19 protein-coding genes are annotated in these 25,931 nt (G+C 66.8%); 6 read left to right on the top strand and 13 right to left on the bottom strand.

Features of this window, described 5'->3' with window-relative positions:
* The first annotated feature begins 61 nt into the window (after positions 1-61).
* Positions 62-802: a GntR family transcriptional regulator gene (locus FPZ54_RS17080; RefSeq protein ID WP_145849986.1), complete on the top strand. Its 741-nt coding sequence runs from the start codon at positions 62-64 to the stop codon at positions 800-802.
* Here the strand turns inward: FPZ54_RS17080 and FPZ54_RS17075 are convergent.
* From FPZ54_RS17075 to FPZ54_RS17060, 4 genes are all read right to left on the bottom strand, one after another.
* The gene (locus FPZ54_RS17075; protein WP_145849023.1) at positions 799-2,283 is read right to left on the bottom strand and encodes a tryptophan halogenase family protein; all 1,485 of its coding nucleotides are present in this window, start codon (positions 2,281-2,283) and stop codon (positions 799-801) included. The genes FPZ54_RS17080 and FPZ54_RS17075 overlap by 4 nt on opposite strands.
* Positions 2,280-3,689 carry a tryptophan 7-halogenase gene (locus FPZ54_RS17070; protein ID WP_145849022.1) on the bottom strand — a complete coding sequence of 470 codons (1,410 nt, stop codon included), beginning with the start codon at positions 3,687-3,689 and terminating at the stop codon, positions 2,280-2,282. The genes FPZ54_RS17075 and FPZ54_RS17070 overlap by 4 nt, the downstream gene beginning before the upstream one ends.
* A complete protein-coding gene (locus tag FPZ54_RS17065) occupies positions 3,686-5,191 on the bottom strand; it encodes a tryptophan halogenase family protein (RefSeq protein WP_145849021.1) in 1,506 nt (501 codons plus the stop codon). Before FPZ54_RS17065 ends, FPZ54_RS17070 begins: the two co-directional genes overlap by 4 nt.
* A 204-nt stretch (positions 5,192-5,395) precedes the next feature.
* Positions 5,396-8,611, bottom strand: coding sequence for a TonB-dependent receptor (locus FPZ54_RS17060; RefSeq protein WP_145849020.1), 3,216 nt, complete (start codon positions 8,609-8,611; stop codon positions 5,396-5,398).
* A gap of 182 nt (positions 8,612-8,793) precedes the next feature.
* Here FPZ54_RS17060 and FPZ54_RS17055 point away from each other — a divergent pair, with 182 nt between their 5' ends.
* The 5 genes from FPZ54_RS17055 to nagE all read left to right on the top strand — a co-directional run bounded on the left by FPZ54_RS17055 (position 8,794) and on the right by nagE (position 16,380).
* Positions 8,794-9,876: an acyltransferase family protein gene (locus tag FPZ54_RS17055; RefSeq protein ID WP_145849019.1), complete on the top strand. Its 1,083-nt coding sequence runs from the start codon at positions 8,794-8,796 to the stop codon at positions 9,874-9,876.
* Positions 9,877-9,978: 102 nt separating this feature from the next.
* On the top strand, positions 9,979-11,022 hold the full coding sequence (locus FPZ54_RS17050) for an SIS domain-containing protein (RefSeq protein WP_145849984.1): 1,044 nt from the start codon (positions 9,979-9,981) through the stop codon (positions 11,020-11,022).
* Positions 11,019-12,185 carry an N-acetylglucosamine-6-phosphate deacetylase gene (nagA, locus tag FPZ54_RS17045; RefSeq protein ID WP_145849018.1) on the top strand — a complete coding sequence of 389 codons (1,167 nt, stop codon included), beginning with the start codon at positions 11,019-11,021 and terminating at the stop codon, positions 12,183-12,185. The genes FPZ54_RS17050 and nagA overlap by 4 nt, the downstream gene beginning before the upstream one ends.
* Positions 12,186-12,205: 20 nt before the next feature.
* Complete coding sequence (ptsP, locus tag FPZ54_RS17040) at positions 12,206-14,698, top strand: phosphoenolpyruvate--protein phosphotransferase (RefSeq protein ID WP_145849017.1); 2,493 nt, start codon at positions 12,206-12,208, stop codon at positions 14,696-14,698.
* Positions 14,695-16,380, top strand: a complete 1,686-nt coding sequence (gene nagE / locus FPZ54_RS17035) for an N-acetylglucosamine-specific PTS transporter subunit IIBC (protein ID WP_145849016.1) — start codon at positions 14,695-14,697, stop codon at positions 16,378-16,380. Before ptsP ends, nagE begins: the two co-directional genes overlap by 4 nt.
* Before the next feature lie 159 nt (positions 16,381-16,539).
* Here nagE and FPZ54_RS17030 read toward each other — a convergent pair whose 3' ends face one another.
* The 9 genes from FPZ54_RS17030 to FPZ54_RS16990 form a co-directional block, all read right to left on the bottom strand.
* Entirely contained in the window at positions 16,540-17,724 is a 1,185-nt protein-coding gene (locus FPZ54_RS17030; RefSeq protein WP_145849015.1) for a carbohydrate porin, read from the bottom strand.
* 37 nt (positions 17,725-17,761) lie between these two features.
* A complete protein-coding gene (locus FPZ54_RS17025; RefSeq protein ID WP_145849014.1) occupies positions 17,762-18,838 on the bottom strand; it encodes a PepSY-associated TM helix domain-containing protein in 1,077 nt (358 codons plus the stop codon).
* A 90-nt stretch (positions 18,839-18,928) separates the two neighbouring features.
* Positions 18,929-19,561 (bottom strand): DUF4198 domain-containing protein, encoded by a 633-nt coding sequence (locus tag FPZ54_RS17020; RefSeq protein ID WP_145849013.1) that lies wholly within the window; start codon positions 19,559-19,561, stop codon positions 18,929-18,931.
* Positions 19,558-19,854, bottom strand: a complete 297-nt coding sequence (locus FPZ54_RS17015) for a DUF3325 domain-containing protein (protein ID WP_145849012.1) — start codon at positions 19,852-19,854, stop codon at positions 19,558-19,560. Before FPZ54_RS17015 ends, FPZ54_RS17020 begins: the two co-directional genes overlap by 4 nt.
* The gene (locus FPZ54_RS17010) at positions 19,851-21,440 is read right to left on the bottom strand and encodes a PepSY-associated TM helix domain-containing protein (protein ID WP_145849011.1); all 1,590 of its coding nucleotides are present in this window, start codon (positions 21,438-21,440) and stop codon (positions 19,851-19,853) included. Before FPZ54_RS17010 ends, FPZ54_RS17015 begins: the two co-directional genes overlap by 4 nt.
* Positions 21,437-21,733 (bottom strand): hypothetical protein, encoded by a 297-nt coding sequence (locus FPZ54_RS17005; protein WP_145849010.1) that lies wholly within the window; start codon positions 21,731-21,733, stop codon positions 21,437-21,439. The genes FPZ54_RS17010 and FPZ54_RS17005 overlap by 4 nt, the downstream gene beginning before the upstream one ends.
* Before the next feature lie 42 nt (positions 21,734-21,775).
* A complete protein-coding gene (locus FPZ54_RS17000) occupies positions 21,776-23,065 on the bottom strand; it encodes a cytosine permease (RefSeq protein WP_239019619.1) in 1,290 nt (429 codons plus the stop codon).
* On the bottom strand, positions 23,062-24,165 hold the full coding sequence (locus FPZ54_RS16995; protein ID WP_145849008.1) for a DUF917 domain-containing protein: 1,104 nt from the start codon (positions 24,163-24,165) through the stop codon (positions 23,062-23,064). Before FPZ54_RS16995 ends, FPZ54_RS17000 begins: the two co-directional genes overlap by 4 nt.
* A complete protein-coding gene (locus FPZ54_RS16990; RefSeq protein ID WP_145849007.1) occupies positions 24,155-25,774 on the bottom strand; it encodes a hydantoinase/oxoprolinase N-terminal domain-containing protein in 1,620 nt (539 codons plus the stop codon). The genes FPZ54_RS16995 and FPZ54_RS16990 overlap by 11 nt, the downstream gene beginning before the upstream one ends.
* Positions 25,775-25,931: the final 157 nt, after the last annotated feature.

The raw sequence follows: 25,931 nt of genomic DNA, 5'->3' as shown, positions 1-25,931 counted from the left end.
TACCAATGAAACACATGAAGGCATGGCGCGCGTGCGCCGGGCCGAAGGTGGAGCTACGTCCTTGTCGCTGATCGAACGAGTGGGTCCGCTGCACAAAGAGGACCCGACCCCGCTCTATCTCCAGCTTCAGAAGATCCTGCGCGACGCGATCGAGGGACAGGTGGTGAAGGCCGAAGAGGCGATCCCCACCGAACGCGACCTGGCCGAGGAATTCGACGTGTCGCGCATCACCGTGCGCAAGGCGATCGACGGGCTGGTCACCGACGGGCTGGTCGCGCGCCGCCGGGGCGCCGGAACGTTCGTCAGCCGCCCGCGCGTCGAGAAGAGCTTTTCCAAGCTCACCTCCTTTTCGCAGGACATGGTGTCGCGCGGGCGCCGTCCGTACAGCGAATGGGTGAGCAAGACCCCCGGGTCGGTAACGCCGGAGGAGGCATTGTCGCTGGGCCTGTCGCCCGGTTCGATGGTCTATCGCTTTCACCGCATCCGCTATGCCGACGATACATCGATGGCGCTCGAATATGCGACGATCCCGGCCTATTGCCTCCCCTCGGTCGAGGTGGTGGGCAATTCGCTGTACGAGGCGCTGGAGGCGCATGGCCATCTGCCCGTACGCGCGCTGCAGCGGTTGCGCGCGATTGCCTTCACGCCCGAACAGGCCGAGGTTCTGGGGATCGAGCCGGGCGCACCGGGGCTGTTCATCGAGCGTCGCGGCTTCCTGTCCGACGGGCGCACCGCCGAGTTCACGCAAAGCTATTATCGCGGCGACGCCTATGACGTGGTCGCCGAACTGAACGGCGGCTAAAGGGCTCGAAGAAACTCCGTGTGCGGCGGAAGCTCGGCGAGCTGCTCCGCCACCCGCCCGCGCAACGTCGCCAGCCGCCGCGCCAGTTCTTCGGGCGACAGGCCGTCGGCGATGGGATGCCAGCTTGCCGGTCGCACCCCCTGTCCCGCCAGCACGCAATACCAGTTGGTCGGGCCGAACAGGTCGCCGGGTTCGAACAGGATATTGCCGGTCGCGCGAAACACATCGATCCGTTCGGCCAGACTGTCGGGAATGCCCGCCGCTGCAACATCGCGCCAGAAGGGCGTATCGTCGCGCCCGGCGAGCGCATAATGGGCGATCACGAAATCGCGGATATTTTCGACCTCCCGGATCGTGTCGCGATTGAACCGCGCGGCGACGCCGGGATCGAACCCGTCGCGCGGCAGCATCGCGAGCAGCCGGACGATCGCAGTCTGGATCAGATGGATTGAGGTCGATTCGAGGGGCTCAAGAAACCCGCCAGCCAGGCCGATCGCCACGCAATTACGGTTCCAGATCAGCTTTCGATGGCCCGCGGCAAAGCGCAGCCGGTTGGGTTCGGCGAGCGGCGCGCCGGGCAGCCGTTCGGTCAGCAGCCGCGCCGCCGCGTCATGCTCCAGATGCGCACTCGAATAGACATAGCCATTGCCGTCGCGATGCTGGAGCGGGATGCGCCATTGCCACCCCGCCTCGCGCGCGATCGATCGGGTGAAGGGCGGCGGGTCGCCCTCGCGCGCGGCAGGCATGGCGACTGCGCTGTCGCAGGGCAGCCACTGGCGCCAGTCGACATAGCCGGTCTTTAGCGCCCCCTCGACCAGCACGCCGCGAAAGCCCGAGCAATCGACGAAAAGATCCCCTTCGATCACCCGCCCGTCGTCGAGCAGCAGCGAGTCGATGAACCCGTCCTCGGGATCGAGGCGCACCTCCGCCACCTTGCCTTCGACGCGCACCACTCCCGATGTCTCGGCATGACCGCGCAGGAACCGGGCATAGCCCGTGGCGTCAAAATGCACCGCATGATGCACCGGCCCCATGCGGGTGGCGGGCGCGAACCGTTCCGCGCGGGCGGCGAGCGTTTCGAGATTATAGGGCGCGTGATCGGGATCGCCGCCCTGCGCCAGATGCCGCAGCCAGTAATGGTGGAAATGGATGCCGCCCATCTCGACGCCAAGATAGCCGAAGGGATGGAAATAGGCGTTGGCGGGACCACCCCAGCCGTCGAACTGGATGCCCAGCTTGATCGTCCCGCTGGTCGCACGCAGGAATTCCGCGGGGTCGATCCGGAGATAGCGGTTGAACTCGTGGATCGGCGGCACCGTCGCCTCGCCCACCCCGACCGTCCCGATCGCTTCTGATTCCACCAGCGTGATGCTGTGCCGCTGCCCCCCCAGCGCGCGACCGAGCGCGGCAGCGGTCATCCAGCCCGCGCTGCCGCCGCCCAGAATGACAATGCGCCGGATCGGGCGCGTACGCGCGCTCATTGTCCGCCGCTCCGCAGTGCCGCCAGCGCCTGCGCATGGGTCGGCATCCCCCGCACCGCTGCGGCGACGGCGCGCAGTTGGCGCTGAAATTCGGCCAACAATGCCTGATCCTCGACCAGCAGCGCCTGAGCGTCGTGGCTGCGCGGCACCACGCCATGCCCGGCCATGCACAAGGCCCAGCCATCATCGACATGCGCCTCATGATCGAAATGTGCGACCATGCCGCGTGCAGCGAACAGGTCGATCTTGGCGGCAAGCTCGCGCGAGATCGGTGCCGCCCGGGCGGCATCCCAGAAGGGCGATCCGCTGCGCGTGGCGAGGCGAAAATGCTGCGCGGAAAAATCGGCGACGCGTGCGCGGGTGCCGCGCAGTTCGTCGGTGTACAGCGCTGCTTCGGGCATCGCCGTGCGGTCGATCGGCCACAACAGGATCAACTGTGCGATGGCGAGTTGCAGTTCGGTCAGGCCCGCGCCGTCGAGCGTCGCGGCGATCCCGTCGGGCTGTGCGATCGTGAGGCGGTTCCCGCTCCAGCCCGGGATGCGCCGCCCGCCGACAGCAACCGCCGGATCGGCCTGAACCGGTCGCGCGACCGCCCTTTGCAGCGCATCGAGCGCGGCCTGCTCATTCATATGCGCCGACGCATAGTGGCAAGTGATCGCGATACGATCCGCCAGCGGGGTCAGCGCCGTCCACCCTGCGTCATGCGCGACGATGCGTCCATGAAGCGGGATGGGGTCGATGGGCGCCGCCGACGCCAGGATCACCCGGTCGCAGAGCGGCGCGGCATCGCGCTCGGCATCGGCATCGGCATCGGCATCGTCGCGCGTATCGACGATCAGGTCAGCCTTGACCGCCATATCGGCGGCGACGATCCGAACCCCCGCCGCCTTGCATCCGGCGCGCAGCACTGCGGCATAGCCAGGCGCATCGAGATGGCGCCCGGGTTTGACCGCCTGAGACGTCGAGGGATCACGCGGGGACCCGACCCGGCCCTGTTTTGCGGCGACCGCAGCGAGGCAGAAATCCTCCAGTGCAACGCGCAGCCCGGCATGGCGCGCGCGGACCCAGTGCTGGAGGAAGGGCAGGGAGGCGAACGGGGTTCCCGCATCGCCATAGGCATGGAGGAAGGCGTCATCGCCCCCTGCCCAGCCCACAAATTGCTGGCCCAGGGTGAGCGTTGCGCGCGCATGATCGATCAGCGCGGCGTCGCCCAGCCCGAGCAGCGGGTGAAAGCCGACCAGATCGGGCGGAGCGACAAGCGCCGCATGGCGCGACGGGCGCGTGTTATCGTCGTGCCAGGTGACCGACACGCCCAGCCGACCGAAAGCGCGCCGGATCGCCAGCGCCGCCATCGGCGCGGCAACACCGCCGCCCAGCACCGCGACGCGTTCGACGGGGCCGGTCACGGCGCTGGCGCCGGGCAATAATCGGAAACGAAGGCAGCATGGTCGCGCGCGCTCTGAACGCCATAGGCGATCGTCGCGGACAGCGCGTCGAGCCGTTCGGCCAACACGGCATCCGGCAGGATATCCGCCAGCCGGTCCGCCGCCTGTGGAACGATGCCCTGTCCGACAAAGACAGCCTGCCAGCTGGTCGGGCCGAACAGGCCGTCGCGATAGGCGGGGACGTGGCCGCGATGACGGAACCGGTCGATCCTGTCGCGCAACGTGTCGGGCAGTTTCATCGAGGTAACCTGCTCCCATAACGGCGCATCGGCGGCGTTGGCGACATAGTGGAGGATCAGGAAATCGCGGATCCGGTCATATTCGATGTCGAGGACGCGGTTGAACTCGGCGGGCAATGCGGGGTCGATCGCGGGCTCTGCAGGGAGCAGGGTCAGCATGTGCATGATCGCGACCTGCACCAGATAGATACTGGTCGACTCCAGCGGCTCCAGGAACCCGCCCGCCAGACCCATGGCGATGCAGTTATGTGACCAGCCCTGGTGCCTTTTGCCTGCCTTGAAGCGCAGTACGCGCGGGTCGGCCAGCGCCTCCCCGTCGAGATTGGCGAGCAGCGCTGCCGCCGCCGCGTCATCCGAGATGTGCCGGCTCGCATAGACATAGCCATTGCCGGTGCGGTGCTGGAGCGGAATGCGCCATTGCCAGCCTGCACTGCGCCGGGTCGCGCGGGTGTAGGGGGTGAAGGCGTCCGACCGGGCCGAGGGGACCGCGACGGCGCTGTCGCAGGGCAGCCAGTGCGACCAGTCCTCAAGCCCGACGTCGAGGGTCTGGCCAAGCAGCAGCGAGCGGAATCCCGAGCAGTCGATGAACAGGTCCCCGGCGACCCGCGCGCCCGAGGCCATCGTCACCGCCGCGATCCGGCCATCCTCGCCATCGCGCTCGACGTCGACGATCCGCCCTTCCACCCGCTCGATCCCGCGCGCCTCGGCCCAGCGCCGCAGGAAGCGGGCGTAGAGAAAGGCATCGAGATGATAGGCGTAGGAAAAGGCATTGCGGACATCGTCCGGATTGCCGTTGGGCAGCATGAAACGATCGGCCTTCGCCATCACGATCGGAAAGCAATAGTCGAACAGCGGCGCGGCGGTCCCGGCGATGTTCGCCCGCGCCCAATAGCTGAAGAAATCCGCCTCGCCGACCGGGCGGCCGAAGGTGCCGAAGGGGTGAATGTAGCGGTCGCCCTGCCGGCCCCAGTTCACGAATTCGATGCCCAGCTTGAAGCTCGCCTGGGTCGCGGCCATGAATTCGCGTTCGTCGAGGCCGAGAAAGTCGTTGAAGTCCTTCATCTGCGGCAGCGTCGCTTCGCCGACGCCCACGGTCCCGATCTCTTCGGATTCGAGCAGCCGCACGCGATAGCGGCGCGGGTCGAGCTTGGCCGCGCACGCTGCAGCGCACATCCACCCGGCGGTGCCCCCGCCGACAATCACGATATCCAACCGCCCGCTCATCTCGTGCGACCCTAGCGTTTGTTTCAGCAAAGCTGAAACGGTTGCGGCACCGGCCCGCTCCCCCACCCGGCCACCCAGCGCCAGTATCCTATGGGTGGCCGGGTGGGGAGCGGGCCGGTGCCGCGATTCAGCGGAGCTGAATCCAACTCTCGCGCCGCGCGGTTCCGGCGCCAGCCCCGTGAGGGACCGGCGCCGGGTCGCGGGTCACAGGCTCAGCCGGACGCCGAACTGGAAACGCCGGTCGTTCTTGAACCAGGCGTTCGGTTTCAGCAGTCCGGTCGAGTCGACCTGCTGGTACAGCACCGTATCGGTGCCGAGCAGGTTCGAGCCTTCCAGCACGAACTCGATATTGTTGGTGGCACGGAAGCGGATCGAGGCGTCGAGATAGCCGGTTGCGTCCTGCCAGATCGGCAAACCGATACAGCAGTCGATCGCCGTCACCAGATATTTGGAGCGCCAGTTATAGGCGACGCGCGCCGACACCTGGCCCTTTTCGTACATGCCGACCAGGTTGAAGCTGTGCTTCGAAATGCCTTCGAGTGCATTCGCCTTCACCGCCGACGTTTCGTAGTCGAGGCCGCCACCGACCGTTCCGGCACCGGTCTCGTTGGTCAGGTTGACCGTCTCGATCCCGTCATTCTTCACATAGGTGTAGTTCGCCTGGACGCCAAAGCCGCTCAACGCACCGGGCAGGAAGTCGAAGAAAGTCTGGAACGACGCTTCCATACCATAGATGCCCGCGCCCTCGCCATTGACCGGACGGTTGAGCCGGACATTCTCCGTCACGCCGTTGTTCTGGATCGTCAGGTTGAACTGGCCGGCCTGAATATAATCGTAGAACTGCTTGTAGAAGCCGGTGATCGTGAAGGACCCGGCTCGCGCGAAATAATATTCGAGCGTCAGATCGAACTGGTCCGCAGTGATCGGCTTCAGGCCGGGATTGCCCGACGTGCCGGTATATTGCCAGTCATAGGCGATCGCTTCACCGGCCGGGTTGCGCGTGACGAGCGGATTGGTCGGATCGTTGAGATTGGGGCTCAGCCGGTTGATCGTCAGGTAATTGCGCAACAGGCCGAAATCGGGCCGCGACATCGCCCGCGAATAGGCGAAGCGCGACACCAGCTTGTCGGTCAGGTCGAACTTGATGTTGAAGCTGGGCAGCGCGTGGAAATGGTTGACGCTCGTCGTATCCGCCACGGTCGCGCCGTTGTTGAACGCGATTTCCGTGGGGGAAATCACACAACCGGCGGTGGCGGTCGGATTGCCGGCACCGTCCAGGCCGCGGTCGCAGGTCAGGTCGGAAGTCGTGAACGGATTGGCAAAGGTCGTCGCGCCCACGGTCGCGTCCTGGGTCCAGACCAATCGAACGCCGAGGTTACCGGAGACCTTGACCCCACCGATCGCCAGACCATCGCCGCCGAACTTCGCCATCGCATAGGCGGCGACGGTGCGCTCGCTCACCCGATGGATTTCGCTGGGCAGGTAACAGCCATAGTCGCGCTCGATCGTCTCACCGGCGCGATAGCCCTGGCCCGAGCAGACCGGATAATATTCGCCGACGCCGATCGACGGGCGCCCGAGCGATGTGGCCAACGCCTCCCGGTTGACCAGATTGTCCATGTTGAAAAACACGAACGAGTTGTGATTCATCTGGTTGCCGGCGAAGAAATCGCCGCCGAACGTGTGGATCTGGGTCGATCCCGCCGGATATACCGGGCTGTCGATGTTGAAATAGGGCGCCTGGGTATAGGTCCAGGTGTTCGAGATATTGGCCCAGTTATAGGCACCCCAGCGCACCGTCTGATCGCGATCGGCATAGCGCGCGCCGACCTTGATGGCATTCAGCCAACTCGATTCGACCGAATATTCCGCGTCCATCCGCAGCGCGATCTCTTCGCCGTTGCTGTCCTCGGTATGATCGGTGATCGCGTAATAGTGATAGTTGTTGGGATTGTTCAGCCCGCCCGACGACAGGTTGATATTGTCCGCGACGAGCGGCGAGAATTCGAGCCGCGGATATTTACCGGTCAGGTCGACAAAGGTGTTGGCATAGCTGCGCGCCAGCACCGATGCGTTGTAGTTGCTTACGCTCGCATCGACATATTGCCCGTCAAAGGTCAGGCGCAGCCGATCGTTCACGTCCCAGCGGAAATTGAGGCCGAAATCCTGCGTGATCTGACGGTTGCGCAACGCATTGGCGGAGGCGTCGACCTGCGGTGCGCGTTGCGGGTTGGTGCAGCCTTCCCAGGCATAGCAACGATTGTAGAATGCCTCGCCATTCTCGTTGAGGCCGAGTCCCAGATTGTCGTTGCCTTCCCCGACATAGGGGCGCGGGGCCGACCACCAGCCCGACAGGAAATTGCCGTCCTCGTCGAAGGTGAAGGGTCCCGTACCCTGAAGCGGCTGAATCTGGCTGCCGTCGGTATATTCGAAATCGCTCGGCCGCCCATAGAGATCGGGACCGAACGCGCTGGAAAGAACGGAATATTCGCGCCAGCTATTGTCGTACTGCGAACGCAGATACTGACCCGTGAGCGTCATCGATTCGTCGGTTGATTTCCACTGGAAGGCCGCCGCGATGCCGTACCGTTTACGGTCATATTCGTTCTCGCGCATCGAGATGCCGCCGGGAATATATTGCTTGCCCGGCCCGAACACGCCGTCGAACACGCCCATGCGATCGAACTGGACGCCCTGGCTGGCAGTGATCGCGTGCGCATAGGCGCCATTGAGCATCAGGCCGATCTCGCCGATGCCGGTCTGCCAGCGATCAGAGACGATCCCGGAAATCTCCGGCGTCGATTTGCCGGCGATGTCGCCATAGGTGTTCTTGATCGAGAGGGAGATCATCCGCCCGTCGCTGTCAAACGGCAGGCGGGTGCGCAGATTGACGGTGCCGGCGATGCCGCCTTCGATCAGATCGGCGGTCTGGTTCTTGTAGGTATCGATCCCGCCGAGCAACTCAGGCGAGATATCCTGCCAGCTCAGCCCGCGCGAGCTGTTCGCGCTGAACGTGTCGCGACCGTTGAATTCGGAGCGGACCTGATTGAGGCCGCGAACGATGACGCCCGACGGCTCGGCCGAGAAGTGCGAGGTATCGTCGGTACCGGCAAAGCGGATGACGGTGATGCCCGGAACACGCTGAAGCGCCTCCGCAACCGACTTGTCGGGGAAGGAGCCGATATCCTCCGCCGTGATCGAATCGACCACCGTATCGGCATAGCGTTTGCGGTTCTGCGCCGATTCGAGGTTGTCGCGAATCCCGGTGATAACGACCGTCTCGCCATCATCTTCGGTCGCGGCCTCGGTCGCGGTGTCCTGCGCCGCCGCCGGGACGATGGTCGCCCCCGCGAGCGCCGCGATGCAGATTCCATGAAGCAGCTTGCGCCGATGCGCAGCGGTGACCGTCTGTCCGACCATATGCCCGATCTCCCCATCTTTTTGCTGGCCCCCGGTCCGCTCCCTACCGACCGTTGATGAGACCAATTACGCCATTGGGCTATTACCAATAGACTACAAATCTGAGATGCTGTCTATTGCAAAATGATGGCAGCGCAGGAATCGTTCGCTGGGGACGAGCTGTCGGCAAGGGGGAATGTGCGATGCGCCTGATTTCACTCGATGTGTTGCGCGGTCTGACGGTCGCCGGGATGATTCTGGTCAATTCGGCAGCGGCGATGAAATGGGGCGCGCAGGCCGAAGTCGCGCCGATCCTGCTCCACAAAAGCTGGGAAGGGCTGACGCTTGCCGATCTGGTCTTTCCCGGATTCCTGACGATGGTCGGGATCGCGATTCCCTTTTCGCTGCGTAGCCATGGCCCGGACAATCCCCAGCAAGGGCGAATCCTCGCACGGACCGGGCGGCTGGTTCTGCTCGGCCTCATTCTGTCCAACCTTTATTGGGCGGCGCAGTTTGCGAGCGGCGACTTCCGCATCTTCGGCGTGCTCCAGCGAATCGGGCTGGTCTATGGCGCCTGCGCGCTGCTGTTCCTCGCCGCGGGGCCGCGGGTGAGGCTGGCGATGATCGCGGTGCTGCTGATCGGCTATTGGCCGCTCACCCTGATCCCGGCGCTCGACGGATTGCCCAACGACCTCTGGCAGCGCGGGCATAATTTCGTCGCCTCGGTCGATCGCGTGCTGCTGGGCGACCATCTCTATGTGAAGGGGCCGGAAGGCTATGACCCGGAGGGGATTCTCGGCACCCTGCCCGCCATTGCCCAGGGCCTGATCGGGGTCGCAATCGGCGAGATGCTGGCCCGGGGCGAAGGGCGGCAGACGCGCAGCCTGGCGATCGTCGGTGGCGCGATGCTCGCGCTCGGCCTTGCCTGGAGCTTCGCCTTCCCGATCGTCAAGGATATCTGGTCGAGCAGCTTCGTGCTGGTCACTGCGGGGATCACCGTGCTTGCGCTCACGCTGCTGCATCCCCTGCTCGACCGCGAAGACCGCGCGCCCGGTATCGCCGCCACCGCGATGATCGCGTTCGGCGCCAACGCCATCGCCGCCTATACGCTGCACCAGCTGACCGCGAGCGTGGTGACCTGGGACCTGCTGCTCGTCCCCTTCCATGCGGGCCGCGCCACGATGGGCGATCCGCTGGCCTCGCTCATTCCCGTTGCGCTCTATATGCTGCTGATCTGGGGCGCCATGGAGTGGCTGCGGCGCAAGCGCTGGTTCGTCAAAATCTGATGCGATGCAAAAGCATCTTGTTAGGACCAATATAACCTATATAGTACCACTATACCGCATGGCCCTCGCCGCCATGGCCGGATCAAGGGGTGATTGAGCGACATGGCAGCGGGATCGGCATTGGCCGGCGGCATGACCCTGATGGAGAGCGAGGCGGGCGAAAGCGCCGATGCGGTCGCCCGGATGCTGGCGGCGAATGCCGATGGCTTCGCCCGGATCGCCGCCCGGCTGCGTGATGCCCCGCCCACCACGGTCGTCACCTGCGCGCGCGGCTCGTCCGATCATGCGGCCACCTATGCCAAATATCTGATCGAGACCCAGGTCGGCATTCCGGTCGCGTCTGCGGCGCTGTCCGTCGCCACATTGTTCGACGCGCCGGTCGTTCCGGGCAACCGGCTGGTCATCGCGATCTCGCAATCGGGCAAGAGCCCCGATCTGCTCGCCACCATCGCGCTCCACAAGCGCGCGGGCGCCTATGTCGTCGCGCTGGTCAATGCCGGGGACGCGCCGTTGCGTGACCTTGCCGATGAAGTGATTGCTTTGTCCGCAGGGGTGGAGCGATCGGTCGCCGCGACCAAATCCTATATCTGCTCGCTCGCCGCCATCGCCGCACTGACCGCGGTCTGGTCGGGAGATACTGACCTGCGCGATGCCGTTGATGCGCTGCCCGATCGGCTGCGTTCGGCTTGGGCGCTCGACTGGTCGGCGGGCGTCGCCGCGCTTTCTGAGGCCGACAACCTGTTCGTGCTCGGACGCGGCTATGGCTATGGCATCGCCCAGGAGGCGGCGCTCAAGTTCAAGGAAACCTGTGCGCTTCATGCTGAGAGCTTCAGCGCGGCAGAAGTGCGGCATGGTCCGATGGCGATCGTCGGGCGCGATTTCCACGTGCTGGCGCTGGGGGGAAGCGACCGGGCTGGCGCGAGCGTGCGCGAGACCGCCGACGTGTTCCGTGCGCGCGGCGCACAGGTTCTGCTCGCCGATCCAGTCGCGGACGAGGCGGAGCTGCCCGCGCTTGCCGCGCATCCGGCGATCGAGCCGATCCTGCTGGTCCAGAGCTTCTACAAGATGGCCAATGCACTTTCGCTGGCGCGCGGATGCGATCCCGATTCGCCGCCCCATCTCAACAAGGTTACCGAGACTCTATGATCGTCCGCATTTCCAACGGGCGCATCGCGACCCCTGCACGGGTGCTGGACGGCGCCGATATTACGGTCTCGCGTGGCCGCATCGTCGTGGTCGACCCGGCGGGCACCGGACGCGCGGACGAAGCGATCGACCTGGACGGCGGGTGGCTGTTGCCCGGCTTTATCGACAGCCAGGTCAATGGCGGCGGCGGGGTGTTGTTCAACGATCATGCCCATCCCGACGCCATTGCCGCGATCGGTGCGGCACATGCGAAGTTCGGCACCACCGCGTTCCTCCCCACGCTCATCAGCGACACCCCGACCCAGATCGCCGCCGCGCTGGATGCGGTCGACAGCGCGATCCAACGCGGCGAACCGGGCGTGGTCGGCATCCATGTCGAGGGGCCGTTCATCAACGAGGTCAAGCGCGGCATCCATGAAGCGCACCGCATCCGCCGCCTCGACGCGGACACGCTGAACCTGCTGATCGCGCCGCGCCGCGGCCGGGTGATGCTGACGCTGGCACCCGAACAATGCGACGCGGAGGATATCCGGACGCTGACGCGCCACGGCGTGATCGTTAGCGCCGGGCATACCGATGCCAGCTATGACGAGGCGAAGCGCGCCATCGTCGCAGGGCTGACCGGCGTCACCCATTTGTTCAACGCCATGTCGCCATTGCACCATCGCGCGCCCGGCATGGTCGGTGCGGCGCTCGATTCGGATATCTGGTGCGGACTGATCGTCGACGACGCACATCTCCACCCCGCCGCCGTCCGCATCGCAGTGAAGGCCAAGGGAATCGAGCGGCTGATGCTGGTGACCGACGCGATGCCGACCGTCGGCACCGAGGCCACCGAATTCATGCTTCAGGGGAAGAAGATCCTGGTACGCAATGGCGTCTGCGTGTTCACCGACGGCACGCTGGCGGGCACCCACCTCGACATGGCCTCGGCGCTGCGCAACACGGTGGAGGTGACCGGCCTGTCCGTTTCCGACGCCGCGGTGATGGCGAGCACCACGCCCGCGCACTTCCTGTCGCTTGCGTCCGATCGCGGCGCGCTCGCCCCGGGCCTCCGTGCCGACTGGGTGTGGCTTGATGCCGAATTGCGCCCGCGCCGCACCTGGATCGGGGGAGAGCCGATCGACCAGCCCATCCTCGCGCCCGCGCGCGCGGCCCACTGACAGAAAGGAACGGCGACACGATGGCGCTGATCGTCACTTCGCCGCTCCGGGGCTGGGCCGCCCCGCTCGAACAGGTTCCCGATCCGGTCTTTGCAGAGCGCATGATGGGCGACGGCGTCGCCATCCATCCGCTCGACGGCACGGTCTGCGCGCCGTTCGACGGGGAGGTGGTGACGCTGCACGACTCCGCCCATGCCGTGTCGCTGCGCAGCGCCGAGGGTGCGGAGATCCTGATCCATATCGGGCTGGAGACGGTGGCGCTGAAAGGCCGGGGCTTTACCCCGCTGGTCAAGGCGGGCGACCGCGTGTCGCGCGGCGATCCGCTGATCCGGTTCGACCTGGATGCGGTGGGACTTGCCTCCGCCAGTCTGATCACCCCGGTGATCGTCACCAATTCCGAAGCCTTCACCATCGCGCACCGCACAGTCGATCGCGCGATCGGGGCGTGCGAGGAATTGATGGCGCTGACCCCGGTCGCTGCCGATGCGCGCCGCTGGTCCGACGACGGCACGGTGATCGCGCAATCGGTGACGCTGGCGCTGCCGCACGGCATCCATGCCCGCCCCGCCGCCCGGATCGGCGCCTGCGCGCGCGGGTTCGAGGCAGATGTGCATCTGGTGCTGGGGGAGCGGCGCGGTGACGCACGCAGCCCGGTGGCGCTGCTCGCGCTCGGCACCAAGCTGGGCGACAGCGTGACGGTGGAAGCGCGCGGCGGCGATGCCGAGGCGGCGCTCGCCGCGATGGTCGCGCTGCTGGGTTCGGACATGGGCGAAGGCGCCGCAGTGCCCCGGCCCGCAGCAGCGCCGCTTGCCGAGACGGTGCTCGAGCCGGGCCAGATCGGCGGCGTGATTGCCTCGCCTGGCCTCGCCATGGGGCCGGTCGTGCGGATCGACCGCGCCGCGATTGCCGTGCAACGCGATGGCGCCGGAATCGACGTGGAACGCACGGCGCTCGCCAGCGCCCGAACAGCGGTGCGCGAGCGGATCGCCGCGCGCGCCGCTACGGGCAGTGCGCAGGTAGCGGCGGTGATGTCGGCCCATCTTGCCCTGCTCGACGATCCGGGCCTCGCCTCGGCCGCCGAGGCGCGGATTGCCGAGGGTACGAGCGCAGGCTTCGCGTGGCGTGGGGCGGTGCATGACCAGATCGATGTGCTGCGCGGGACCGGCAATGCCCATCTTGCCGAACGGATCGATGATCTGGTGGATATCGAGCGGCAGGTGCTGGCGGCGCTGACCGGCGCGCCTGCCGATGCCGAAGCGACGCCGCCCGGAGCAATCCTGGTCGCCGACGATCTCCTCCCTTCGCAACTGGTGACGCTTGCCGAATCGCGTCCGGCGGGGCTGTGCCTCGCCCGCGGCGGGCCGACATCGCATGTCGCGATCCTGTGCGCGGGGATGGGCTTGCCCGCATTGGTGGCGATGGGCGATGCGCTGGACGCCGCGACCGACGGGGCGACGTTGCTGCTCGACGCCGAAGGGGGCCTGGCGCACATCGCACCCGATGCCGGGGCGCAGGCGGCGTTCGTCGACCGGCTCGCCGCGCGCGAGGCGCGCCGCGCCTTTGCCCGCAGCACCGCCGCCGACCCCTGTCACACCGCCGATGGCGTGCGGATCGAATTGTTCGCCAATGTCGGCAGCGTCGAGGACGCGGCAGCCGCCGCCGGGCAGGGGGCCGAGGGATCGGGACTGGTGCGCAGCGAATTCCTGTTCCTGGGCCGCGATGCCGCGCCGTCGGAGGAAGAGCAGCTTGCCGCCTATCAGGGTATCGCCGAAGCCCTGCCCGGCCGCCCGGTCATCGTCCGGCTGCTCGATGTCGGAGGCGACAAGCCCGCCGCCTATATCCCCTTCGCAGCGGAGGAGAATCCCGCGCTGGGGCTGCGTGGCATCCGGGTGGGGCTGGCGCATCCCGCGCTGATCGAGACCCAGATTCGCGCGATCCTGCGCGTTGCGCCTTTCGGCCAGTGCCGCATCATGCTGCCCATGGTCGCCAGCGTCGCCGAAATTCGCGCGGTGCGCGCCATCGCCGACCGGCTGCGCAGCGAGCTGGGCATCGGCGATCCGGTCGAGATCGGCGTGATGGTCGAGACGCCCGCCGCCGCGATCACCGCCGACCTCTTGGCCACCGAGGCGGATTTCCTGTCGATCGGCACCAACGACCTGACCCAATATGTGCTGGCGATGGACCGTGGTAATCCGGCGGTCGCGCCCGAGGTCGACCCGCTGCACCCGGCGGTGCTGCGGATGATCGCGGAAACGTGCCGGCGTGGAGCCGCTGCCGGGCGCTGGGTCGGGGTGTGCGGCGGCCTTGCCTCCGATCCGCTGGCGGTGCCGATCCTGGTGGGACTGGGCGCGAGCGAATTGTCCGCCGTCCCCGGCTTCGTCGCCGAGGCCAAGGCGATCGTCCGCGCCGTCACCCTTGCGGAGGCGCAGGCCCATGCGGAGACGGCGCTCAACTGCACCTCCGCCGCCGAAGTTCGCGCGCTTGCCGGCGCCTTTGCGGAGACCCGCGCATGAAGAAGCTGTTCGAAGCGCTCCAGCCCCTGGGCCGCGCGCTGATGCTGCCGATCGCGGTGCTGCCGATCGCCGGCCTGTTGCTGCGCATCGGCCAACCCGACCTGCTGGACATCGCCTTCGTCTCGGCGGCGGGTGCGGCGATTTTCGACAATCTCGGCATCCTGTTCGCGATCGGCGTGGCGGTGGGCTTTGCCCGCGACGGCAATGGCGCGGCGGCGCTGGCGGGGGTGACCTGCTACCTCACCACGACGACCGGCGCGCAGACCTTCATGATCGCTCCCGCCGATATCGGCGCGGGACTTCCCGAAGCCGCAGCCGCACTCGCGGCCAAGGCATGGGCGACCGGGCAGATCGACCGGCTCGAGGTGCCGATCGGCATCCTCTCCGGCCTGATCGGGGGCAAGTTCTACAACCGCTTCGCGACGATCGCGTTGCCGGAATATCTCGCATTCTTTGGCGGGCGGCGGTTCGTTCCGATCGCCTCAGGCCTTGCCGGGCTGCTGCTCGCGGCGGCGATCGGCTATGGCTATGCGCATATCAGCAGCGCGCTCGACGTGGCGAGCCGAGCGGTGGTCGGATCGGGGGAGATCGGGCTGTTCGCCTATGGCGTGCTCAACCGGTTGCTGATCGTCACCGGCCTCCACCACATCATCAACAATGTGGCCTGGTTCGTGATCGGCGATTATGGCGGCGTGACCGGCGACCTGCGCCGCTTCTTCGCGGGCGATCCCGGCGCGGGCGCGTTCATGTCGGGATTTTTCCCGGTGATGATGTTCGGCCTGCCCGCCGCATGTCTTGCCATGTACCACGAAGCGCGGCCCGAGCGGCGCAAGGCGGTGGGGGGAATGCTCTTTTCCCTGGCCTTTACCAGCTTCCTGACCGGGGTGACCGAGCCGATCGAGTTCACCTTCATGTTTCTCGCGCCGCTGCTCTACGCGATCCACGCGCTGCTGACCGGTATCGCGATGGCGCTGATGCACCTGCTGGGCGTCAAGCTGGGCTTCGGCTTCTCGGCAGGGCTGTTCGACTATGTGCTGAACTTCAACCTCTCAACCCGGCCGCTGCTGCTGATCCCGGTCGGGATAGCCTATGCGGCACTCTATTACGGACTGTTCCGCTTCTTCATCCGCAAGCTCGACCTGGCGACGCCGGGGCGGGAGAAGGAGGCGGGCGCCGGGGCCGCGACGACGATCGACCAGAGCGAGCGCGGAAGCGCATTTGTCGCGGCATTGGGCGGCGCGGCGAATCTTACCAGCGTGGACGCCTGTACGACCCGGCTTCGGCTGATCGTCGTCGATCAGGGCGCGATCGACGATGCGGCGCTGGCTGCGCTCGGTGCGCGTGGCATTATTCGACCCTCGGCCAATGCGGCGCAGGTGGTGATGGGTCCGCTCGCCGACCTGATCGCGGAGGAGATTCGCGGCGCGCTTGGCAAACCCGCCGTTCCAGTCGCACCGTCAGTGGCCAGGCCCGCCGCTGCACCGGACGCGGGCACGCTCGATCCCGCAGTGCTGGCGGCGCTTGGCGGGGAGAGCAACATTTGTTCGATCCGCGCACTGCACGACCGGATGCGGGTCGAGGTGGCGTCGGTCGAACAGGTTGACGCGACCGCGCTGAACATCGCTACCGCACGCGGCATGGTCCAGCCGATGGCGGGAATCTATCACATCCTGCGCGGCTGAAGCGCGTTTGCGTGAACGAGCCGAATTGAATCGTTCCCCGGCGTAGGCCGGGGTCCAGTTGCGAGCAGCTTCGGGGCCAGGATGCCGCCTCGTGTTTGGCGTTTCTGGGCCCCGGCCTGCGCCGGGGAACAGAGCGGTGAAGCTCAGCCCGAAAGCGCCCTAGTTCAGCAGTTCGTGCAGGCTCCACTCGGTCCGCACGCCGAGTACCAGCGCATCGTCCACGCCCGGATCGGCGGAGGGACGGCGGACATAATGGACATTTGGCTGGACCGCGAGCCAGGGGCTGAGCTGCGCGCGATAGCTGAGTTCCACCGCGACTTCCGATCCCGCAGCGCCGGTCGCGCGGCGATAAGGCTCGGCGGTGAAGGCGGCGGCGATCGCGACGCCGAACGCATCCTCTTCGCGGCCCGGCAGCCAGCCGGTGAAGGTCAGCCCCGCGCTGGCGAAACGATCGAACATGTTGAAGCGCGCGCTCGCGGTCCCGGCGCGGATGAAGGCATCGAGCGTGCCGTCGTCGCGCTTCGCCAGCGGCAGTTCAGCGCGGATATAGGTCCCGGCATTGCCGGTCTCCGTCCCCGCACCATCGGTACGCTCGAACGGCGCGGTGTAGCGCCAATGGCCGAGCAGCAGCTTGCCCCCGGCGAGCGGCGCTTCGACCTCGCCCACCAGCAGCGCGCCATCCCCCTTGCCCAGTTTCACCGCCGTCCGCGCCGGCCGGTTCGGATCGCCAGGCACGCCGTCGAGCACCGCCGCGCGCACCGCCCAGCCCTCCGCCGGGGCGAACATCACCCGCGCGGCGAGCGAGGTGGAGGGAAAGATCGACGGCCCGTTCTGCCCGCTCTGCGCGAAATCGGTGCCGATACCGTGCGGGCTGCTGACAAACAGTCCCGACGCATCGAGCGCGTCGAATTCCGAATTCAGATCGTAGAGGCCGACACGCAACGACGCGACGTCGCCGAATTTCTGGTCGATCCATGCCTCGTACAACCGAATCGCCCGCGTTCCGGTTTCGATATTGCTCACCGCCTGCGCGTCGCCGACCAGGTCGCTGATCGAATTGCCGTTATTGTAGAGGCCGTAAAGCCACAGTTGCGCGCCGGTCCATCCAACCATCCGCTCCAGATCGGCGTCGAACACGATGTCGAGATTGTCGAGATAGCGTGCACCGCGTTCGACTCCACCCGCTGCATTGCCCATCAGCTCGGCGGTGTAGACGACTTCGAAATTCCACGGCTTGTCGTCGCCACCCTCCTTTGCAGGAAGCTCGCGATGGGTATGCGTCTGCCGTTCGCTTTCGTCGCGCGGGGCCTCGAACGCGGTCAGGGCAAGGAGGGGAAGCAGCATGGGAACTCACCAATAAGCGGGTTGAAACAGCAGTCGGTCACGCCGCCCGGCGCGGCTTGCGGCGTTTGAGCCAGAGCAGCACGCCCGCGACGATCATCGTGATCAGCCAAAGCCCGATCGCGATCGACAGCAGGCGCCCGACCAGCCCCCCTGCCTCGCCGGTATGGATCGGAAAGAGCGCGCTCATGAAACGGTTCGCCGCGCTCGCCTCGCCGATCGGGAAGATCCCGCGCACCGCGCCGTTATTGGCATCCACCAGCACATAGCTGCCGCCATAGGCGCGACGGAGTTCGTCAGGCGCGCGCAGCCGCACGCGCCAGGTGGCATCGTCGGGCTTTGGCCAGGCGACCTGCGTCAGCGTGCTGCCGGGGATCGCAGCCAATCCCGCCTGCGCCGCCGCAGCGAAGCCGATCGGCGCGCCCGACGGCGCGACGGCGGGCATCGACACCGGGGTCGCGCCGACCAGTTCGCCCATGCCGTCCTCGAATTTCAGCATCGTTCCGGTCGCGGCGATGACGAGCGCGGGGATGCCGACCCACAGGCCGAGCGCGCGGTGCCAGCTATAGAGCCGCGCCGCCGTCGGCCCGCGCGTCGCGGGGCGCAGCGCGCGACCCCATGTTCCGCGCCTCGGCCAGGCGGCGGCGATGCCGAGGATCAGGTTGGTGCAGAGCAGCAGCCCGCTGATCGACACGATCCAGCTGCCCCATGCCCCGAGCAGATCGTGATGGAAGCCGACCAGGAAGCCCATCAGGCTTTCCTCATCGGGCTTCGGCACATGCAGGACGGTCCCGTCGCCCGCGATCCGCGCCGACGCGCTGGTCCCGTCGGCGTCCTCATAATAAACATTATAGCGGTCCGGCGCCCCGGCAGCGGTCCAGATCGACGCGACCTTGCCTCCGTCGGGGACCAGCGCGTCGATGCGCCGCTCGATCGCGACGAGATCGGTCGGTCGATGCAGCGAGGAGATGCCCGCATCGGTGATTTCCCAGTGGAAGACGATCAGCACACCGGTCAGCGCCTGAAGCAACCAGAACACCGCCGCACCCAGGCTGAGCCAGCGGTGGAGCTTCAGGACGGTCCGACGCAGCGTCGGCGCAGGAACGGTTGCGGTCATACCAGCGGTTCTGGCTGACTGAGGTGGACCGCAGAACCTCCACTTTGTGGAAATGCCGGGGACCAATGCGGCCCCCGGAATGGGTATAATTTACGGCACCACGAAGCTGGTGGTGGTGATCCGGCTGACGATCTGGACGTCGCCCGAAGACAAAGTGAAGTCGCCCTCTTCCTTCATCTCGGCCTTGACGATGTAGCGGCCCTTTTCGCGCAACGGGAGTTCCACCTGACCTTGCGCGTCGGTCTCAAGCGCCAGCATCCAGCGATCGGGCGAGACGAGCGTCACCGCCTGTTTCGCCACCGGCTTGCCGTCGAAGATCACCGTGAAGCGCGTGCCGCCCGCCGTCACAGGAACGATCTCGAACGGCATCAGCGCCCGGGTTTCGCTCCGCCCGCTGCGCGCATAATAGACCCCGCCCGCCTTCTTGCCGTCTTCGTCCCAGGGCGCGAAGATATTGTCGTCCCAAAGCCGCACGTCGCCGGGGGGCACGTCCATCTCGATATAACCAGGGCCACGCGTCTGCGGGACGGTGGCGGCGGGGACGAGGTTGGGCGATTTGAGCGACGGAAAGGCGGGATCGCCACCAGCCGGGATCGGCTTTTCAGGTTCGCCGAGCCAGACCTGGAGCTTGTCGTTGGCGCCGCGTTCTGCCCAGAGTTCATGCGCCTGCGCGTTGGTAGCGGTCAACGCGATTGCCAGTGCCGCGATCCAATAACGCATCATCCTGCCCTCCTTCGATTAGCCCCGTCCCGTGCAGGCGCGAGGTTCAGGATCAGGAACACCGATCCGGCCCCCAACATCAACAGGCCTACCCATAATATTGGCCCGAACACCCATCCTTGCGCGAGGATCGCGGGCGGGAAGGAGAAGATGAGCGCCCCCCATGCGGCGATCCGCATCCGACGTGCGATGGCGGGGACGAGCGCGCGACCGATACGCTTACGATGATGGTCGGGCGTCGCCAGTCCGAACAACGCGAAGGCCAACACGGCCAGCAGCAACGACAGCGCGGTCATTCGGCAGGCTCCATTGCCAGTTCGGAACTCGTATCGATACAACGCCGGACGCGGGAGGGCACGGCACGATGCCGCGCCACGCGCCGCGCAATGGCGAGAAACGCGACGCCGAACACCAGCAACGCCAGGTCGATCCCGGCGAGTGTCCCGTCACCCCGGCCGAGCGTCGCGACCACGCCAGCGGGGGTCGCAACCAGGTTGTAGAGCGGCAGGGCCAGCAGCAGCACGCCGGTCAGCGCAAACAGCGCAACCCAATTCGCCTGCGGCCTTCGCACCAGCGCAAGCACCGATGCCGCGCCCCAGGCGATGAACAGGCAATGGATTTCCCATTCGGCCCGCCCCGCCATGCCGACCGGCAGCAACCGGTTCGCCCAGAACATCGTCGCGATCCCGAGCGGAAGTCCACCGATCGCCGCGACATTCAGCCGCTCGACCACGCGAAACCCGAAATGCGGCCGGGTGGGGTCGGGCAGTTTTTCGCGCCGCTTGACCGTCCACATCACCAGCCCGCTCGCGACCATCACGCATCCGGCGACGCCGCACAGGAAATAGATGAAGCGCAGCCAGTCATTCGCGAAACGCCCGGCATGGACCCCGATCATCGCTCCCGCCGTGGCCGATCCGGCACCCTGGGGCGGGGCGATCCAGACCGGTTTTCCGGTCGCGCCGTCATAGGTCATGCGCGGGGTGCGCGAAGACAGCATCGTCGCCCCCGATCGCAGTACGCGGACCTTTGCGCCCGCATCGCCCGGCTCGATCACCTCCATATAGCCCGCCGCGCCGCCCAGCCGTCCCTCCGCGTCGCGCAGGATCGCGGTCAGATCGACCAAGGGCGCCGGACGGCCCGTCCGCTCCGCCTGAACACCCGCCGGATAGAGGGTATCGTAATAGGCCTCGCCATCGTCCGAATAGGCCGCGAGCGTGGCCCAGGGCAGCAATGTCACCATCAGCGTGACGAGGCCGGTATAGGTAATCATCAGATGGAAGGGCAGGCCGAGCACCGCCGTCGCATTGTGGCCGTCGAGCCAGGACCGCTGGCCCCGCCCCCGCCGCAGCGCGAAGAAGTCGCGGAAGATCTTTTTGTGCGTCACCACGCCCGACAGGATCGCGACCAGCATGAATAGCGCGGCGATGCCGACGAGCCAGCGCGCCCAGAGCGCAGGCATGTAATACAGGTCGAAATGGAAGCGGTAGAAGAACTCACCCCCGCGCGTCTCGCGCGCCATGGCGGGGTGGCCGTTCGCATCGATCGTCACGCGGCCCCCCCGGCGCGGAGTTTCCCCCTCCACCGGCTGCGGTCTCCAGGAGACCAGCGCGCCTTGTGTCGTGGTGCTGGGCAGGGTGATGAACCAGCTTTTGGCATCGGGGGCGGTTGCGGCGAGGTAACGCTGCGCTCCGGCCAGCACCTGTGCCGGCTGGGTCACCGGGGGCAATTCGGGGCGCATCCAGCGGTTCAGCCCTTCGCGATAGAAAGCGATGGTGCCGGTGACGAACACCGCGAACAGCAGCCAGCCGAGCAGCAGCCCGGACCAGGTGTGCAGAAACGCCTGCGACTGGCGGAAGCCCTTGTCGCCCAATTCACTCATACGGCGCGGCCCAGCCACAGGATCAATCCCGCGACGGCGCCTGCACCGACGACAACCAGCAGCGCCCGCAGCCCGCTGCGCGCCGCGAACGCCCACATCGCCACGACGGCGCAGATGACGAAGGCGACCAGCATTCCCGTCGTCACCGCGTCGGAAACGGGTATCGGCAGGGTGATGGAAAGCGCCATCGCCCAAAGCGTCGCGACGCCATAGCCGATCGGCAATGCGACCAGGATACGGAGCAGCAGGTCCCCCCTGCGTCGCCAAGCCCCCGATCCGTTCGTTCCAGCCATCGCCCGCCTCCATTCACCGTCGCGAGGCCGATAGCGCGTCATTTATTGCGAGTCACTATCAATAACCGTCGGCACGAACCGAATCACGGCAAGGTAGGAGAGGGTCGCGAGGATGGTGGCGTCGATCATCGGCACGGTGGTGAGTGTCAGGCCCATCCGCTCGGCCGCCAGCGCAACCGCGATCGAGCCGAGCCACACCAATGTCGCGGGCCAGCGGATCGCGGGCAATCTTGCGATCGACTCTGCGGGATCGGCGCGGCGAAAGGCGATGAACGCATCGATGACATAGATCGCGGCGATCGGCGGGATGATGATCGCGAGGAAGATCAGGAAGGGCACGAACCGGTCGATGATACCCCATAGCGCAAAGCCGCCACCGACCGCGCCGCCCGCACAGACGAAGATCCACGCGCGCACGCGCGGAAAGGTCGCGCCCATCGACAGGCTGGCCGAATAGAGATTCGCCGCGTTGATCGTCCAGATCGACAGGATCAGGATGAGGAGGACGGGCAGGCCGAAGCCGGACATGACCACCAGCTTCATGATATCGACCTCTCCCGTGGCCAGCACGGGAAGCGCGGAGGCGATCATCAGCAGCGGCGTCGCCACCGGGAAGGACAGGATCATGCCGACCGCGGCGCTGCGTGCGGTGCGGATGTAGCGCGACAGGTCGGGCATCGCCGCGACGATCAGCATGTTGCCGCCGACCAGCGCCGAAAGCGCGATGCCGAAACTCATCGGTTCGGGCGGCACTGCGGCGGGCGCAAGCACGATGCCGTTCTGGCGCACCATGATCCATGCGACCGCGCCCAGGATCACCGCGAGCAGCGGCACCGCGATCAGCGCCAGCCGGTCGAGCGCGCGAAAGCCGAAGATGGTCGAGACCGTCATCAGCACGCTGCCCGCAATGACGAAGTCGGTAAAGTCGCCGGGGATCGCATAGCCCTGCCCCACCAGCGCAGCCATCGCACCCGCGAAAAAGGACACGTTCACCCCGAACCAGCAATAATGGACGATCGCGACGACGATATTGACCAGCGCCGCGCCCCATTGCCCGAACGAACGCTGGATCAGCAGATAGGTGGTGAGCCGCGTGCGCACGCTGACCCAGGCGGTGAGACAGGCACCGGCGCACAGGATCGCGCTGGCCAGCAACGCCACCAGCACCGCCGGCCAGAAGCCGATCGCAAGGGCGATCTGCGCCGAACTGAGGAAACTGGGCAGTGCGATCGCGAAGCTGGCGATGATCAGCGCGATCCGCCAGCCCGGCACGGTCAGGTGCTCCGGAAGCGGCCCATTGGCATATTCGCCGCCCGGTGCGTCGTGGCTCATCCCTGATCCCATCCGTTAAGTGCCTCGATCGGCCGATAGGCGTCGGTAAAGCCGAACGCGCCGGGGCCGACCAGTGCCAATGCCCGCGCCTCGCGCAGCATCGCCGGAGCCGCCGCGCCGACGATCTTGACGCGCTGCCCATATTTCAGTCGTTCGGTGGTGATCGAATCGGCGGTTTCGCGGTCCATCACGGTGATGAGGTCGGGCACCATCGCGACAACATCGCCGTCGCGCCGGGCGATCAGATTTTCGTTCTGAAACACCAGTTCCATTCGACCGCTGCCGCCAAATCCCTCGATCACCACCCGGCCGACCGAAAAACCGCCCTGCGTCTCACGCTCCAGATCGACGATCTTGCCGTCGAACAATTCGCCCGCATAAGGGTAGAGGCTGGTGTCGCGCAGCGCCGCGTAGAGCGCCGCGAACGGGTCGTCGCCACCCTCACGCGCGCGCCGCACCGCCGCACCGATCGCGATGGCGGCAGAGACGCTGCCGCCGATCGCATGATCCTTCGCCTCCCGCCCGGTGAGCGGATATTCGACCATATGCGCGATCCCGCCCAGTGCGACCGACAGCCCACGCGCGATCCGCTCATGCGTCAGATTGTCGTCGGTCTCGATCACGGTAAGCGCGCCGCACGCGGCGGTCAGCACCGAGGGACAGGCGGAGAGGCCACGAATGTTGAAAATCGCCATTTGCGATTCGGGGAAGGCACGGCCCATGCCGTCGGCATCGACCACCGGCACGCCCAGCCGCGCGGCGCTGACCAGTGGGGCAAGCCCGTTGCCGCCGCCGATCTCGATCGGCAGCACCGCATCGATCGGGCGCCCGAGTTCGCGTTCGAGCCGCTTCAGCCCTGCCAGCGCCTCAAGCCCGCTCGGCAGCTTTTCGACCGACACGGTCGGGGCGCCGATCCAGCCGCACGGCACAACCAGCGCGTCGTCGCCCAGGCTGTCGAGCGGGACCAGTTCGAACGACTCGACCCGCGCGAGCTCCGCCTGACCCAGCAACAGGCTGTAATAGGGATCGCCCCCACCCCCGGAACCGAGAAAGGCCGCGCCCTGGGCGAGATCGGTCAGCGCTGTGCGGTCAATGCGCATGGTGGACCAAAGGCGCGGCGGTTTCTTCTACAGGCAGGCCGGCAAGGTCGCCGACCGCGCGGACGCGCAGCTGCGCGGCCTTTCCGGGGAGATAGCTCAGGAACACTTCATCCACTTCCACAATCCGGACACTGTCCGCCGCGCCGCCCGCCGCGATCACGCGGGCGGTAACCTCGTCGCGCATCCGGGCGAGCGCGGTGGCGCGCGGTTCCTTGTCATAGGCGACGATCTGTTCGACCTGGGCACCGACCTGGGCAATGGCGGCACCGACCGCATTGGCGACGGCGGCATGGGGCGGGCGGATCACCCGCGCAGCGCCCTTCAGCGCGTCGCCGATCAGGAAATTGCCGCCGCCGACCGCGAGCACTGTCGCGTCGCCGCGCGCGGTCTTCATCCGGTCTACCGCTTCTTCCAGCATCGCCTGAAACCGCGCCCAGATCGCGCCGAGCGTCGCTGCGCTGAAGTCGGGCAGGTTCGTCCGCGCGCCGAACGCCGCGCGCCCGGCCGCGACCGCGACATCGCTGGCGGTCAGCGTGTTGCCACCGAACAGCAAGGCGTCATGCGCGATCCGATAGCCGACCGAATCCGGCCCGACCTTGAGCGCCTCGGGCGCAAACCCGTCCGCAGCGTAGAATGCAGGATCGAGCCGCACCCGCGTTCCGCCGCCAAGGCCGATGGCGAGGATATCGGGCATCCGGAAATTGGTCCGCACCCCGCCGATATCGACGGCGATCGAGGATTCGCGCGGAAATCCGCCCGCGAGCACGCCGATATCGGTGGTCGTCCCGCCGACATCCATGACGATCGCGTCCTCGATTCCGGTGAGAAAGGCGGCGCCGCGCATCGAATTGGTCGGCCCCGATCCGATGGCAAGTACCGGGAATGCCGCCGCCTGTTCAGCCGAGATCAGCGTGCCGTCATTCTGCGAGATATAGAGCGGCGCGGCGATGCCGAGATCCGCCAGTGCGCGCTGGAACGAGGCGACCACGGTCGCCGCGAGCCCGGTCAGCGCCGCGTTGAGGATTGCGGCATTTTCCCGCTCGATAAAGCCGATCCGCCCGATCGCGCCCGACAGGGTGACCGCAGCATCCGGATACACCTCCCGGACGATCGCCGCGGCGCGCGTCTCCATCGAGGCATTAACCGGCGCAAAGGCGCTGGTGATTGCGATCGACCCGATCCCCCGCGCCTTCAACTCGACCGCCGCCGCGCGCACCTTGTCCGCATCGAACGGCGCGATTTCCCGTCCATCGACCTCATAGCCCCCGGGCAGCAGAAAGACATGGCCACCGATCCGCCGCGCGAGATCGTCGGGCCAGCCGGTCAGTGGCGGCAGCGCCTCCCCCGACGGGCTCGCCAGCCGCAGCACGCCGACCCGGTCGAGCCGGTCGCGCTGAACCAGCGCATTGGTGAAATGGGTGGTGCCGATCATCACCGCGCCGATCCGGTCGGGGGAGACCCCTGCATCGCCCAGCACCGTACGAATCGCACCGGCCACGCCCGAGCTGACATCCGCGCTGGTCGGCTGTTTGGTCCAGGCGAGAATCGCCCGTCCGTCCATCAGCACGGCGTCGGTGTTCGTTCCACCGACATCGACCCCTATCCGCACCCAATGAACTCCTGCCCCGAACTGTCCCCAAAGGGTGCGGAGCCAAACGCTTGTCCGCAACGCGTAAAACGGGTGTTCGCGGCGCCGGACGGGTAACAGGGGGCTGATTGCGGGTAATCATCGAACCGCAGCTTGAGTGACATGGCCGCGTAACATA

The organism is Sphingomonas suaedae, assembly GCF_007833215.1.
GTDB classification, from domain to species: Bacteria; Pseudomonadota; Alphaproteobacteria; order Sphingomonadales; family Sphingomonadaceae; genus Sphingomonas; species Sphingomonas suaedae.
This window is presented reverse-complemented; position numbering and strand designations above follow the sequence as displayed.

What these genes read in the sequence shown, in the direction of transcription:
- FPZ54_RS17020 (WP_145849013.1), bottom strand. Translation starts at nt 19,561, where the DNA reads ATGATGCGTTATTGGATCGCGGCACTGGCAATCGCGTTGACCGCTACC.
- FPZ54_RS17050 (WP_145849984.1), top strand. Translation starts at nt 9,979, where the DNA reads ATGGCAGCGGGATCGGCATTGGCCGGCGGCATGACCCTGATGGAGAGC.
- FPZ54_RS17005 (WP_145849010.1), bottom strand. Translation starts at nt 21,733, where the DNA reads ATGGCTGGAACGAACGGATCGGGGGCTTGGCGACGCAGGGGGGACCTG.
- FPZ54_RS17065 (WP_145849021.1), bottom strand. Translation starts at nt 5,191, where the DNA reads ATGAGCGGGCGGTTGGATATCGTGATTGTCGGCGGGGGCACCGCCGGG.
- FPZ54_RS17075 (WP_145849023.1), bottom strand. Translation starts at nt 2,283, where the DNA reads ATGAGCGCGCGTACGCGCCCGATCCGGCGCATTGTCATTCTGGGCGGC.
- FPZ54_RS17030 (WP_145849015.1), bottom strand. Translation starts at nt 17,724, where the DNA reads ATGCTGCTTCCCCTCCTTGCCCTGACCGCGTTCGAGGCCCCGCGCGAC.
- FPZ54_RS17015 (WP_145849012.1), bottom strand. Translation starts at nt 19,854, where the DNA reads ATGACCGCGCTGTCGTTGCTGCTGGCCGTGTTGGCCTTCGCGTTGTTC.
- FPZ54_RS17010 (WP_145849011.1), bottom strand. Translation starts at nt 21,440, where the DNA reads ATGAGTGAATTGGGCGACAAGGGCTTCCGCCAGTCGCAGGCGTTTCTG.
- FPZ54_RS16995 (WP_145849008.1), bottom strand. Translation starts at nt 24,165, where the DNA reads ATGCGCATTGACCGCACAGCGCTGACCGATCTCGCCCAGGGCGCGGCC.
- FPZ54_RS17060 (WP_145849020.1), bottom strand. Translation starts at nt 8,611, where the DNA reads ATGGTCGGACAGACGGTCACCGCTGCGCATCGGCGCAAGCTGCTTCAT.
- FPZ54_RS17025 (WP_145849014.1), bottom strand. Translation starts at nt 18,838, where the DNA reads ATGACCGCAACCGTTCCTGCGCCGACGCTGCGTCGGACCGTCCTGAAG.
- nagA (WP_145849018.1), top strand. Translation starts at nt 11,019, where the DNA reads ATGATCGTCCGCATTTCCAACGGGCGCATCGCGACCCCTGCACGGGTG.
- FPZ54_RS17055 (WP_145849019.1), top strand. Translation starts at nt 8,794, where the DNA reads ATGCGCCTGATTTCACTCGATGTGTTGCGCGGTCTGACGGTCGCCGGG.
- nagE (WP_145849016.1), top strand. Translation starts at nt 14,695, where the DNA reads ATGAAGAAGCTGTTCGAAGCGCTCCAGCCCCTGGGCCGCGCGCTGATG.
- FPZ54_RS17000 (WP_239019619.1), bottom strand. Translation starts at nt 23,065, where the DNA reads ATGAGCCACGACGCACCGGGCGGCGAATATGCCAATGGGCCGCTTCCG.
- ptsP (WP_145849017.1), top strand. Translation starts at nt 12,206, where the DNA reads ATGGCGCTGATCGTCACTTCGCCGCTCCGGGGCTGGGCCGCCCCGCTC.